We start from the raw sequence: 13,332 nt of genomic DNA, 5'->3' as shown, positions 1-13,332 counted from the left end.
ATAGTACAGGTAAAAGAGTAGTTGGGTAAGGACGCTTTATTCAAACACAGGAGCCAAGTATCACTAGTATCCGGTTCGCCAACGTTTCTATTATAATATATTAACGTATTTTTGAGCCGAAAAGGTATGAGTAGGCTCTAGAAAATAAGCAAATTCTATGCCGAATTATACAAGATTCGTTCTATAATTCACTTCAGTAAAGATACATAAAATGAGCAAAGGGTTGCCTAAGCGCAGTGAGGATTATTCCCTGTGGTACAATGAGTTGGTAAAACGGGCCGGACTGGCAGAAAACTCGGCCGTGCGCGGCTGTATGGTCATTAAACCGTACGGCTACGCCATCTGGGAGAAAATGCAGCGGGTCTTGGATGATATGTTCAAAGCGACCGGGCACTCCAACGCCTATTTCCCGCTGTTTGTGCCTAAAAGTTTGTTTGAGGCCGAAGAGCAGAACGCCGAAGGCTTTGCCAAAGAGTGCGCCGTAGTCACCCACTACCGCCTGCAAAACGACCCTGACAAACCGGGCAAACTGCGCGTAGATCCAAATGCTAAACTAGAAGAGGAGCTGATTGTTCGTCCTACCTCAGAGGCCATCATCTGGAGCACCTACAAAGGCTGGATTCAAAGCTACCGCGACTTGCCGTTGCTCATTAATCAATGGGCGAACGTAGTGCGCTGGGAAATGCGTACGCGCCTGTTCTTGCGCACCGCTGAGTTCCTGTGGCAAGAAGGCCATACCGCCCACGCCACCGCCCAAGAAGCCGTAGAAGAAACCGAACGCATGCTACACGTGTACGCTGATTTTGCGGAGAATTTCTTGGCTCTGCCAGTGGTACGCGGCAAAAAAACCCCAAATGAGCGCTTTGCGGGGGCCTTGGATACCTATTGCATTGAAGGCTTGATGCAAGACGGAAAAGCCTTGCAGGCCGGCACCTCTCACTTTTTAGGGCAGAACTTCGCGCAAGCGTTTGATGTGAAATATGCCACCAAAGAAGGCGGCTTGGAATACGTATGGGGAACCTCTTGGGGGGTGAGTACCCGCTTGATGGGAGCCTTGGTAATGGCCCACTCAGATGACGAAGGTTTGGTATTGCCTCCAAAGTTGGCGCCTATCCAAGTGGTGATTGTGCCAATCTACAAAGGCGAAGAGCAACTGGCCCAGATTTCTGAGAAAGTCTTGGCCCTGAAAAAACAACTGGAAGCCAAAGGCATCTCTGTGAAGTTTGACGACCGTGACACGGAGCGTCCCGGATTTAAGTTTGCCGAGTGGGAATTGAAAGGCGTGCCGGTACGTATCGCCATCGGGGGGCGTGACCTGGAGAACGGCACCGCCGAAGTGGCCCGCCGTGATACCAAAGAGAAAACCTCGCAACAGTTTGATGACTTGGTGAATTTGATTCCAGCTTTGTTAGATGAGATCCAAGCCAACATCTACCAGCGCGCCTTTGACTTTAGAGAGGCTAACACCACCAAGGTAGATTCTTATGATGAGTTCAAGCGCTTGCTAGACGAGAAGCCAGGCTTCATCCTAGCGCACTGGGACGGCACACCTGAGACCGAGGAGCGCATCAAGGAAGAAACCAAAGCCACCATTCGTTGCATCGCTTTGGACACGCCAGAGGAAGAAGGCGTTGACATGGTGACGGGCAAACCTTCCAGCAGACGCGTGTACTTTGCCAGAGCCTACTAAGTGATGTGAAGATTTGTAAATGAGGAGATGTGAAAATGCCTTCTCTATTTGATAGAAAAGCGGAAGTTGTGCAAACAACTTCCGCTTTTCGTTTTTAGGCTATTTTCTGTAAAACGGGCCAAAAACGTCATTCTAAAATAATAGCGCTGCTGTGATTTTAACTGTCAATAGATTTAATCAACCGCGTATCACCGGCTAGCCAGACAATATCATCGGGCTCAAAGATGGTGTTGGGTTCTGGGTTTAAGATGCGTTCGCCGTGGCGCTCAATGCCCACCACCAGGCCATTGGTCTTTTCACGGATGCCCGAGTCCCGAATGCTTTGCTGCAGGAAGGGGAATTTCTTGTCTACCGTCAACTGCCGCAGGGAGATGTCTGGCTGGTCAAAGGTCATGTCCATTTCCGGGGCCTCAATCTCCACGTGCGGCTTGAACTCGGCTAGTTGCTCATCTGTGCCAATCACCGTGATGCGGTCCATGGGGTACAGGTACTCGGTGCCGCGCGGAACGGGAATGATGGTTCTGCCGCGCTCTATGCGGGCTATGTTAATGCCAAACCGTTCACGCAGGGCCAAGTCAATCAACGTTCTGCCGGCAAAATACGACTCGGGGCTTACCCTAAACTCTGCCAAGTGGGCATCCCAAGGCAGGATCTTCTTCACCGGCGATTCATTCTCTAGTTCACGGGCATGGAGGTTGGTCAAGAAGCGGCGCTCAATGCGGTCATAGGTCTTGCGCAACCGCTGCGTGAGCATGGGGAAAATAATACCAATGAGAACGGCCGCTATGATAAGCGCCACTTGTAAGGAGAAGAGCTGATCCAGCAGTAGACCCACAAACACGAGCGCCAGCAAGATGCGCGCAATTTCCAAAACCAACAACGGCCCACGGGTATACTTCTTGTCGCGCCAAAGCCGGGAGTATGCCCTGGTTCTTATGCGTCTAATGGAAAGGGCATAGATGAACGGCGACATGAGGACCAGCGCTATAAAAACCGTGAGCAGATTTCCCCATAAGGGATTAGCGATAGTCACCGTCAGCAACGGTCCCAGGTACTGCGTGTTGATAAGGATCATGCCTATCAGAATCACAGAATTGGTGACAATGATCTGCGCGAAGGACCGTAAGACCAACTGCCAGTCTGTGGCGTTGCTGATTGCCTGCGCGCTGGTGCTGTAGTTGTTAATTCTGGTTCGCCAGTGATGGGGGAGCTTCTGGTCCAGAAAGTTGGCGAGCGGCTCTGCTGATCTAATCAGAAACGGCGTGGTAAACGTAGTCAAGGCAGACACTGCCACCGCAATTGGGTAGAGGTAATGGCTGGTGACGCCCAACGTGACGCCCAAGGTGGCAATGATAAAGGAGAACTCCCCAATCTGCGTCAGGCTGAGCCCCACTTGGATAGCTTGCTTGAGCGGTTGTCCAGAAATTAAGGCGCCCACCGTGCTAAACGTGCATTTGCCTAGAATGAGCATGCCAGAAATCAGGAGTATAGGGCCTATGTAGTCTGCCAGAGTGGCCAAATTAATGAGCATGCCCACAGACACAAAGAACACCGCCCCAAAGAGATCCTTCACAGATTTAGTCAGGTGCTCAATTTTTTCACTAAACACCGTCTCAGCCAGAATGGAGCCCATGATGAACGCGCCCAACGCCGGCGAGAAGCCAGCCTCAGAGGCCAACACCACCATGAGCAGACACAAAGCCACCGAAATGATGAGCAAGGTCTCGGCGTTCATGAGTTTGCTGGCCTTGCGTAGAAAAGAAGGCACCAGGTAAATGCCGCCCAGAAACCAGATAGACAAGAAGAAGGCCAGTTTGAGCATGGCCATGAGCAGGGCCTCGCCGCCAAACTGCTGGCTCACGGCCACGGTAGACAGTAACACCAACAGTAAAATGGCCACCAGGTCTTCCACAATCAACACGCCAAACACCACGCCCGTGAACTTCTGCGTTTTCACGCCTAACTCGTCAAAGGCCCGCAAGATGATGGTGGTAGAGGAGATGGCCATGATGCCGCCCAGAAACATGCTGTTGATGGTGTCCCATTCCAACAGTTGGCCGGTGGCAAAGCCCAGGATCATCATGCCTAACAACTCAGTAATGGCGGTAATGGAGGCCGTGCCGCCCACCTTGGCCAGCTTCTTGAAACTGAATTCCAACCCCAGGTTGAACAGCAGAAAAATAACGCCAATCTCTCCCCAGACCCTAATGGTCTTGCCGTCTGTGATGGAAGGCAGAAAGGTGAAATTTGGGCCCACCAGCAATCCAGCCAAAATATAGCCCAGCACCAACGGTTGTTTCAGTTTCTTGAAAATGAGCGTAGTAATGCCGGCTGTGCCCAGAATAAAGGCCAAGTCTGTGATGAGCGCTGGGAGGTGAGTTGCCGCAAGGTCTTCCATCTACGTCAAGCAAGGGCACAAAATAATTCTACAAGTCTGCTACAGAGGAAAGGGGCTCCTTTTTACATACGGAATAAACGCGTAGGTGTAAATACTGTGCACGGGCAGCCTTTGAATCGGGGGCAGGGAGAATTGGTCGTTTTTAGCCTGTTTCCCAGAAACTAAGCCGAAATCGGGAAAGGTGGCATCTGTTTTAGAGGCAGTTAGATAAGCAATTTCTTTTCTGGAAAGATGTGTGGCCGAAGCATGCTTTGTGAAGGTGTCACTGGTGAAAGTTTACAAAAAGACAATGTGGTTCTTGGACTCAGGTAAAGAACCTTTCCTATTTTTGTGACCATATCTAACGTTTGTCCATCATGAAAAGCATAGCCATATTTTGCGGCGCCAGCAGTGGCCATAATCCTGTTTACCAAGAAGCCGCCCACACCTTAGGAACAATGTTCGCGCAGAAAGGAATAAAGCTGGTATACGGCGGCGGAAAAGTAGGCCTAATGGGCGTGATTGCAGACGCGGTCCTGGCCGGCGGCGGCGAAGTGGTAGGCGTGATTCCGCAGAGCTTGGTGGACATGGAGGTGGCGCACATGGGCCTCACGGAGTTGCACGTGGTGCAGACCATGCATGAGCGCAAGGCTCTGATGGCAGCCGAGTCAGACGCGTTTGTGGCCATGCCCGGCGGCTTCGGGACATTTGACGAGTTCTGCGAGATTGTGACCTGGAACCAATTGGGCATCATCCAGAAACCAGCAGCGCTCTACAACGTGAACGGCTACTTTGATGCGTTCCTGCAAATGCTCAGCCACAGCGTGTCAGAAGGCTTCTTAAAGCCCGCGCACCGCGACAACCTCATCATAGAAACCCAACCCGAAGTTTTGTTAGACCAACTCCTGCACCATGCCCCGGTCATGACCCAGAAGTGGGTGGACTTCAAACGTATTTAAGTTGCAGCTGCGCGAAGATTTGATAAGCTCAATGAATCTTCGTTTTTGGCCTGTTTTCCAGAAATTAACCCAAAAACGAAGACCCCAATAAAAGCAGAAGCCCCGGCACTTAGATCGGGGCTTCTGCTTTTATATGAATCTAGAATTTAGCGTCTTTTTATGCCTCGGTGACCATGTCCACCACAGCCTGTACCCAAGTAGGATGCGTGTTGAGGCTTTCTACCAGTTGCCAGTGTTCGCCGCCGGCGGCTTCAAACTCTTCTTTGAACTCCTTGCCCACTTCAATGGTGGTTTCCAGGCAGTCGGCTACAAAGGCGGGGCTGAAGGCCAGTACGTTTTTCACGCCAGCTGCGGCCAGGTCTTTCAGGATAAAGTCGGTGTAGGGTTGCAACCACGGATCTTTGCCTAGTCGTGACTGGAACGAAACGGTGTACTTGTCCTCTGGAATGTTCAAAGCCGCCGCCAGTTGTCTGGACGTCTCAAAACACTGCGCCCGGTAGCAGTAGCGGTTATGTGAATGATAGGTGTTGCAGCAGGCGCCCAGCTTGCAATAACCTTTGGTGCTGCCTTTCAAGATCTGGCGCTCGGGCAGACCGTGGTAACTGAACACCACGTGGTCATAGTCGCGTTGGGCCATGTGGGCGCTGGCAATCTCGGTGAACGCCTGAATAAAGCCCGGATGGTTGCAGAACGTACTAATGAACTTGATGTCTGGAATAACCTCCCATTTGCTCACCAGTTCCATCACCTTTTCCTGTACAGAGCCTGTGCTGGCAGAGGCGTACTGCGGAAACAGGGGCAACACCACAATGCGGTCCACCACTTTGTCTTTCAATTCCTGCAAGGCCGCCGCAATGCTAGGGCTCTGGTAGCGCATGCCAAAGGCCACGTGGTAGTTCTTGCCCAGTTTCTCCTGCACCAGCTTCTGCAAGTCCAAACCATGGAATAGCAAGGGAGAGCCGCGCTCGGTCCAAAGCTCGGCGTAAATTTTAGCAGACTTGGGTGCCCTGAACGGCGCAATGACGCCATTTACCAGCATGAACCGGCTTGGGGCGGCAATGTCCAGCACGCGCTTGTCTAACAGGAACTCGCGCAGGTATTTACGCACGTGCGGTACACTTGGCGTGTCTGGCGTGCCCAGATTGACTAATAAAACCCCTGTCTTACCAGAGGAGGCTCCACTTTTCATAGGTGTTCAATTGAAATGCAAAGATACGGATAGAACGGTACTTCCTTTAAGGCAATTAGATGATATACGTCATCTTACTGAAACCAGAAATTTTGGGAGAGGCTCAGTGGCAGAATAACACAGATTCAATATATTTAAGGTACTGTTCTACACAACCCTTTATTGACTCCAAAGTTTTATGAATGTAACCTCTACCAAGAAAATTTTCTTGTTGGTATTGGCGGCCCTTGTCTTTTATATACAGGCGCAGGCCCAACAATTACAGTTTAGTGTCCAGAATAAGATGGGCTCTGGCAACACGCAGGCACCCCAAAGCGTGGCCATAGATGCCGCCGGTAATATCTATGTGACGGACCAGTACAAAGACCAGGTGTTGAAGTTCAGCCCAGCCGGTGTGTTGCTTACCACGTTTGGCGCCAACGGCTACAATGACGGTCAGTTCTCAAACCCAGAAGGCATTGCCGTGGATGCAGCTGGCAATGTCTACGTGGGTGACCAAGGCAATTACCGGGTGCAGAAGTTTAGCCCTAACGGCAACGGCGGTTACACCTTCACGGCAAAGTTTGGTTCCTCGGGCTCGGCGGATGGGCAGTTTGGCGAAATAGCCGATTTGGCCGTAGATGCGGCTGGTAACGTGTACGTAGTAGACAACGCCCGCTACCGTGTGCAGAAGTTTAGCCCCGCAGGTGAGTTCCTGGCCAAGTTTGGGAGCTACGGCAACAGTAACGGCCAATTCTGGAGCCCAGAAGGTGTGGCAGTAGACTCCGATGGCGTAGTGTATGTCTCTGATGATGACCGCCAGAACATTCAGAAGTTTAAGCTAAACCCAGACGGTACCTATTCCTATCTAGGCACGCTCCTTTCTGGCTACGGCGCAGAAGATGGCAAACTCAGTAGCCCCAACGGCCTGGCCATTGACCCTTCCGGAAATGTATTCGTAGCCGAAAGACTCAACCACCGGGTGCAACAGGTAAACACCACAGGAGCTTATGTGAGTAAGTTGGGCGCACAGGGCTTCACCGATGGCGCCTTGAACCAACCTTTGGATGTAGCCATTGGCCCAGACGGATCCTTGGTAGTAGTGGGCGATACCAGAATCCAGAAGTTCACCAATGCGGGCGTGTTTGTAAACCGCTTGGGAGAGGACGGCACCACTGCTGGTAACTTCAACGGACCGGCCTTTGTCACCACAGACGCTAGCAACAACGTGTATGTCACCGATGCCTACAACCACCGAGTACAGAAATTTGACGTCAATGGTGTTCTTTTGACGCAGTTTGGCAGCTATGGCACCGGTGACGGGCAGTTCCAGAGACCCAACGGCATTGTGGTTGACCCCGCCACTGGTGATGTGTATGTGTCAGATGCAGACCAGAACAGAATCCAAAAGTTCACGCTTGGCGCTAACGGCTCCTATGCCTTTGCTCTGAAGTTTGGGACGAAAGGGGAAGGAGACGGTCAGTTGGATGAACCTGCTGGAATGGTCTTTGACGCAGCAGGCAACCTATGGGTGGCTGACCGTTGGAACAACCGCGTGCAGAAATTCAGCACGGCCGGTGTCTTCTTGAGTAGCGTGAACACTTCTGGACAGATCAACGGCCGGTTCTTTGAGCCCACTGGTATTGCCATAGACGGTACGGGCCACCTGTACGTGGTGGACAAGGAGCTAAGCCGGGTGCAGAAACTGAAAATCAACGCAGACGGTACTTTTACTTTTGTTACGCAGTTTGGCGGTTTGGGCTTTAGCGGTGGCGGAATGTACAAACCATCTGGCATAGCCGTAAAGGAAAACGGCGACCTGTACGTAGCTGACTACAGCAACCATAGGCTGGCGCATTTTATTCTTCAGGCAGATGGCAGTTATTCCTTTGGCGGAGAGTACAAGAAATTTAATGATGCCTGGCTCGGGAACGTGAATGGCGTGGCGTTGGATAAACAAGGCACCCTGTACCTCACAGACATGGGCACCAATGTAGTGTATCAGTTAAAAGCTAGTGCCCCCGGCGAATTGCAAGTAAAAGTGGACGGAGGGGTAGTTGCCCAGAACGCTGTCATCAACTACGGGAACTATGCAGGCTTCATTTCCAGCTACCCAGTCACCATCAAAAACGTATCTGCTACCAACACCCTTAATCTGCTAGGGGCACCTGTTGTGGTCTTGTCAGGTGCGCAGGCCGGCTCCTACAGTGTAGATCAGTTTAGCGTTCCTTCTTCTTTGGCTCCCAATGAGAGTGCCACGTTCAGGGTCAAATTCAATCCTTCCACAGCAGGCACGCATACAGCCCAAGTGACCTTTAAAACCAATGATCCCCAGAAAAGCACCTTCACCCTTCAACTAACAGGTACCAGGATTGAAAACTCTGGAGAGTTGCTAGTAAGCCAGGGGGCTACGGCCGTTGCGAAAAACGGGACGCATAATTTTGGGGCCTTCTCTGGCACGGCGACTACGGTAGACTTCACGGTGTTCAATAATTCTACCTGGAGCTCGCTCACGTTTACCGGCACGCCCAAAGTAGTCTTGTCTGGCGCTCAGGCAGCAGCTTATACCGTGCAGGAAACCAACCTGCCGGCCTCACTGGCGGCCAAGGGTACTTCTACGTTTAGCGTCACGTTTAACCCAGCCACAGGCGGCACACACCAGGCCCAGCTTTCCATCAGTACCAATACCTGGGGAAGCACACCCTACGTGATTAACCTAACCGGTACCAGAAGCGTGGCTTCGGCTAAGGAAGAATTAGCCCAAGAATCAGTGAAGGTGTATCCTAACCCAACTGCGGCACTAGTCACGCTGGATGTAAGCTCTCTGCCGGTACAAACGTACCAAGTGCAGGTGCGTAATGCTCAAGGCGCTTTGGTGATGGAGGCCAAGGAGAAACCCAAGGCCGGCAAACTGCACCTGCAACTAAAAGAGCTTGCCACCGGTATCTACACCGTGCACCTGCTCACAGAAAAGCAGTTCATCGTTAAGCGAATCATTAAGAACTAAACCCAAGAAAGCCAGTCCCAACAGACTGGCTTTCTTTTTAACACGCCAGCCGTTTTTGACCTGTTTTCCAGGAAAGGGGCCAAAAACGGCAGAGGCCTATGGTTCAATTACTTCTAGAGGTCTGCCCAAAAAACGTTACCTTTGCAGATTATTTAAAAAGCGAGGTAAAAATGGCAGAGCAGCCGCACAAAGCAGGATTTGTAAGCATCATAGGCAAGCCCAACGTGGGCAAGTCTACGTTGATGAACGTGATGGTAGGGGAGAAGCTTTCCATTATCACCTCCAAAGCCCAAACCACCCGTCACCGCATCATGGGTATCTTGAACAGTGACGATTTCCAGATTGTTTACTCAGATACGCCCGGCATCATCCAACCCCAGTATGAACTGCATGAGTCCATGATGCGGTTTGTGCATGCCTCCCTAGAAGATGCAGATGTGATTCTGTTTGTCACGGACATCTACGAGAAGCATGATGAGAGCGAAGTAGTGGAGCGTCTGCGCAAAGCCAAAGCGCCTATTCTGTTGCTCATCAACAAGATTGACCAGGCCACCCAAGAAGAGGTAGTCGCCAAGGTGGAATACTGGAAAGAGCAGTTGCCCGCCCAGGAATATCTGGCCATCTCGGCGTTGCACAGCCAGGGCACGCCCGGCGTCTTCCAGAAGATTTTGGACCTGTTGCCAGAGCACCCGCCCTATTACCCCAAAGATGAACTAACCGACAAGCCCGAGCGTTTCTTTGCGGCCGAGATGATACGGGAGAAAATCTTCCTCAACTACAAAAAAGAGATTCCTTACAGTTGCGAAGTGGTGATTGAGGAGTTCAAGGAAGACGACACCATTATTAGAATGCGCGCCGAAATCTCAGTAGAGCGCAAAAGCCAAAAGGGCATTGTGATAGGTGACAAAGGCGCCGCTTTAAAGAAAGTAGGCACCCAAGCCCGTCTGGACATGGAAGAGTTCTTCGGGAAGAAAGTGTTCCTGGACCTGTACGTACGCGTCAACGAAAACTGGCGCGCCGACAAGCGCTTGCTGGACCGGTTTGGGTATAACAGCTTATAGTAAGACGCTAGATGTTAGTATCTAAATATTAGACAGAAGAAAAGTCTAGCGTCTAGATACTAACTACTAACATCTCAAAAATAACACCCTAGTACTCCTAGTGGCGCCACGACGGCGATACCGCGGGAGCATCACACGCGTTTTTGGCTAGATTCTGCTAAAGGAGGCTAAAAACGCACATTTATTTATTGATTATGGCAAATACCATCGCCATTGTAGGACGCCCAAATGTGGGTAAATCAACCTTGTTCAACCGTTTAGTGGGAGAACGCAAAGCCATCATGGACAACGAGAGCGGCGTAACCCGTGACCGTCACTATGGCTACGGAGACTGGTGCGAAAAATTCTTCACCGTGATTGACACCGGTGGATACGTGCACGGCTCTGAAGATATTTTTGAAGGCGAAATACGCAAGCAGGTAGAACTGGCTATCAAAGAAGCAGACGTGATTCTGTTCATGGTAGACGTAGACGCTGGCTTGACCGGTCTGGACCAGGAGTTCGCGGATGTGTTGAGACGCACAGACAAACCCATTTACATTGTAGCCAACAAAGCAGACACGCACGCCAGAGGCCACATGGCCGGTGAGTTCTATGCCTTGGGCTTTGAATCTGAGATTTTCCCTATCTCCAGCCAGAACGGTTCGGGCACGGGTGAGTTGCTGGACGAAGTAGTAAAGCACTTCAAAGAAGAAGGCATTGAGAACCCAGACGCAGGCATTCCGCGCATTGCCGTGGTGGGTAGACCAAACGTGGGTAAATCCTCGTTCGTGAACCTGCTTTTAGGCGAAGACAGAAACATAGTAACAGACATAGCCGGCACCACCCGTGACTCCATCCACTCGCACTACAACGCGTATGGCAAAGAGTTTATCCTGGTAGATACTGCTGGTCTAAGACGCAAGGCTAAGGTGCATGAAGACATTGAGTTCTACTCAGTGCTGCGTTCCATCAGAGCCCTGGAGGAAAGTGACGTGGTAGTGGTGATGCTGGATGCCACCCGTGGTATTGAGTCACAGGACTTGAACATCATTGGCTTAGCAGACAAAAACCGCAAAGGCTTGATCATCCTGGTAAACAAATGGGACTTGGTGGAGAAAGAAACCAACACCATGAAGATGCTGGAAGACGCCATCAGGGAACGTATTGCGCCTATTGCGTATCCGCCTATCCTCTTCATCTCTGTGCTCACCAAACAGCGCGTACACAAAGCCATGGAGAAAGCCATTGAGGTGTATGAGAACAAGAAGACCAAGATTCCTACCTCTAAGCTTAATGAAGTGTTGCTAGCCGAGATTGAGCGCTATCCGCCGCCGGCCATCAAAGGCAAGTTTATCAAGATCAAGTACGTGACGCAGTTGCCTACCAACACGCCCACGTTTGCGTTCTTCTGTAACCTGCCGCAGTACATCAAAGAGCAATACTCGCGCTGGCTGGAGAAAAGAATTAGAGAGAACTTCGGGTTTGAAGGCGTTCCGGTGAACATCTTGTACCGTAAAAAATAATTTTTGGGGGTTGGTCAGGAACAGGGAGAATGTTCTATTTTTGTGCATACTCCTAACCTTACCAACCCCTTTATTACCATGAAGAAAGTTTTATCATTCTTATTAGTGGCGGGCCTGTTTTCTGTAGCTTCTTGTGATGCTAAGAAAACAGAAGAGGCTACTACCACAGAGACTGTGGAAAGCACAGAGGCAACAGACATTTCTGAGACCACCGCATCTTCTATAGACACCGCGGCGGCCGTGGCAGATACTACTTCTTCTACCTCAGACACTACGGCGCAAAGCACTACAACAGGAAAGTAAGCTGCTTTGCTTAGGCAAATAAATAGAAAGGCTTGACGTTAAGATGTCAAGCCTTTTTTTTGTGCCCAGACTACAGCCAATGGACATTATTTCTATATGTTGAGAAAAAAATATATCCATTTGTGCATACTTGCGTAAAAGCACTTAGTAAATCGTAAAATCGTCTTTGCGTTAGTGAATATTAGCGGCAGGGAATGGAGATAAGAAATACTAAACCAACAAAATAAAACTATGAAAAAGACATTTTTAATGATGGCCTTGGCAGTTGGGATGACTGCTTTCGCTTCTTCTTGTGATTCTAAGAAAGAAAACCAGATCGAAGAAAACGCTGAGAATATGGAAGATGCCGCTGATGACGCAGACAATCCTGCTGCCGAAGAAGCTGCTGAAGACATGTCTGACAGCGCTGACACTGTTGACCCGCAATAAGCAGTCAACATTTGTTATAAACTAAAAAGAGAGGCTACCCTGCAAGGTGGCCTCTCTTTTTTTGTAGCCTTTTTATGGTGTGGCACCTTTCAACAAAATGCGCAGGTTGCCTTACATGCCCAAGCGTTTTTGAATAAGGCTGTCTACCACCTTGAACAGTTGCGGCGGCGTGAGGGTGCGCCAGGGAAGCGTGTCTAACGGGCCGCCAAAATTAATGTAGTAGTCTACGTTGAACTGCTGCATCTCCTGCTGAATAAAATCCTGGAAGCCAATGCCCGCAATCCAGCCGTCCTCCACGTCCTCAAACCATTCTTCATAGTAGGCGTCATCTGAGCCATGGAAATTAAAGATGTTCTCGCCCACCAGAATGAAATGACTAATGCCTTCGCCCACCATCAAGTCAATGATGTTGCGCTTTAGGGTCATGATGTCATTGTTGATGGCATCGTTCCATTCGCCAATAAACTCAATGACGGCGTATTCCTCTACATAATCCACATACAGAATCTTTAGAAACAGCGTCTCTGACTCTATGTTGTCCCACTGCGGATGGATGTAATAGCCGTAGATGGTGTCTATGTATTCCAGTTCACTGTTCTCTGCCCCGTACAGCGGCGACTTGGGATCCTCTGACGCGGAGTAGGCTTCTATCCAGTTATAAAAGGGTTCAATAGTATGCATGGCAAATATGAAAAAGATGCTTGAAAGCTAACGCAGAAACCTTTTGCAAGGTGAAGAAAAAGCATAAAAAAAAGATTCGCCCATATGGTATAGGACGAATCTCTCTTGCCCGTTTTTGGCTTGTTTTCTGAGAAACAGGCCAAAAACGGAGG

Annotated in this window: 10 protein-coding genes; 7 read left to right on the top strand and 3 right to left on the bottom strand. The window is 50.3% G+C overall.

The features are described from left to right. The first annotated feature begins 211 nt into the window (after positions 1–211). Entirely contained in the window at positions 212–1,690 is a 1,479-nt protein-coding gene (gene proS / locus TH61_RS04490) for a proline--tRNA ligase (protein ID WP_066506370.1), read from the top strand. Between the two features lie 157 nt (positions 1,691–1,847). On the opposite strand, the gene TH61_RS04485 is transcribed toward proS, so the two are convergent. Then, entirely contained in the window at positions 1,848–4,088 is a 2,241-nt protein-coding gene (locus TH61_RS04485; protein ID WP_066506369.1) for a cation:proton antiporter, read from the bottom strand. A gap of 356 nt (positions 4,089–4,444) precedes the next feature. On the opposite strand from TH61_RS04485, the gene TH61_RS04480 reads away from it, so the two are divergent. Further along, complete coding sequence (locus TH61_RS04480) at positions 4,445–5,026, top strand: TIGR00730 family Rossman fold protein (protein ID WP_066512524.1); 582 nt, start codon at positions 4,445–4,447, stop codon at positions 5,024–5,026. A gap of 157 nt (positions 5,027–5,183) precedes the next feature. Here the strand turns inward: TH61_RS04480 and hemH are convergent, their stop codons facing one another. Then, the gene (gene hemH / locus TH61_RS04475; protein ID WP_066506368.1) at positions 5,184–6,215 is read right to left on the bottom strand and encodes a ferrochelatase; all 1,032 of its coding nucleotides are present in this window, start codon (positions 6,213–6,215) and stop codon (positions 5,184–5,186) included. A gap of 178 nt (positions 6,216–6,393) precedes the next feature. On the opposite strand from hemH, the gene TH61_RS04470 reads away from it, so the two are divergent. The 5 genes from TH61_RS04470 (at position 6,394) to TH61_RS04450 (ending at position 12,499) form a co-directional block, all read left to right on the top strand. Further along, a complete protein-coding gene (locus tag TH61_RS04470) occupies positions 6,394–9,201 on the top strand; it encodes an SMP-30/gluconolactonase/LRE family protein (protein WP_066506366.1) in 2,808 nt (935 codons plus the stop codon). 170 nt (positions 9,202–9,371) lie between these two features. After that, entirely contained in the window at positions 9,372–10,262 is an 891-nt protein-coding gene (gene era / locus TH61_RS04465) for a GTPase Era (protein WP_066512522.1), read from the top strand. Between the two features lie 194 nt (positions 10,263–10,456). Next, positions 10,457–11,767, top strand: coding sequence for a ribosome biogenesis GTPase Der (der, locus tag TH61_RS04460; protein WP_066506364.1), 1,311 nt, complete (start codon positions 10,457–10,459; stop codon positions 11,765–11,767). Positions 11,768–11,845: 78 nt separating this feature from the next. Further along, the gene (locus TH61_RS04455; RefSeq protein ID WP_071887904.1) at positions 11,846–12,070 is read left to right on the top strand and encodes a hypothetical protein; all 225 of its coding nucleotides are present in this window, start codon (positions 11,846–11,848) and stop codon (positions 12,068–12,070) included. Positions 12,071–12,301: 231 nt separating this feature from the next. Further along, complete coding sequence (locus tag TH61_RS04450) at positions 12,302–12,499, top strand: hypothetical protein (protein WP_066506359.1); 198 nt, start codon at positions 12,302–12,304, stop codon at positions 12,497–12,499. Between the two features lie 111 nt (positions 12,500–12,610). On the opposite strand, the gene TH61_RS04445 is transcribed toward TH61_RS04450, so the two are convergent. Continuing rightward, the gene (locus TH61_RS04445; protein ID WP_066506357.1) at positions 12,611–13,180 is read right to left on the bottom strand and encodes a hypothetical protein; all 570 of its coding nucleotides are present in this window, start codon (positions 13,178–13,180) and stop codon (positions 12,611–12,613) included. Positions 13,181–13,332: the final 152 nt, after the last annotated feature.

The organism is Rufibacter sp. DG15C, from assembly GCF_001577755.1.
GTDB lineage: Bacteria > Bacteroidota > Bacteroidia > Cytophagales > Hymenobacteraceae > Nibribacter.
This window is presented reverse-complemented; position numbering and strand designations above follow the sequence as displayed.

Bases quoted from the DNA above. Each gene is read 5' to 3' on its own strand.
- proS (WP_066506370.1), top strand. From the start codon at position 212: ATGAGCAAAGGGTTGCCTAAGCGCAGTGAGGATTATTCCCTGTGGTAC.
- TH61_RS04485 (WP_066506369.1), bottom strand. From the start codon at position 4,088: ATGGAAGACCTTGCGGCAACTCACCTCCCAGCGCTCATCACAGACTTG.
- TH61_RS04480 (WP_066512524.1), top strand. From the start codon at position 4,445: ATGAAAAGCATAGCCATATTTTGCGGCGCCAGCAGTGGCCATAATCCT.
- hemH (WP_066506368.1), bottom strand. From the start codon at position 6,215: ATGAAAAGTGGAGCCTCCTCTGGTAAGACAGGGGTTTTATTAGTCAAT.
- TH61_RS04470 (WP_066506366.1), top strand. From the start codon at position 6,394: ATGAATGTAACCTCTACCAAGAAAATTTTCTTGTTGGTATTGGCGGCC.
- era (WP_066512522.1), top strand. From the start codon at position 9,372: ATGGCAGAGCAGCCGCACAAAGCAGGATTTGTAAGCATCATAGGCAAG.
- der (WP_066506364.1), top strand. From the start codon at position 10,457: ATGGCAAATACCATCGCCATTGTAGGACGCCCAAATGTGGGTAAATCA.
- TH61_RS04455 (WP_071887904.1), top strand. From the start codon at position 11,846: ATGAAGAAAGTTTTATCATTCTTATTAGTGGCGGGCCTGTTTTCTGTA.
- TH61_RS04450 (WP_066506359.1), top strand. From the start codon at position 12,302: ATGAAAAAGACATTTTTAATGATGGCCTTGGCAGTTGGGATGACTGCT.
- TH61_RS04445 (WP_066506357.1), bottom strand. From the start codon at position 13,180: ATGCATACTATTGAACCCTTTTATAACTGGATAGAAGCCTACTCCGCG.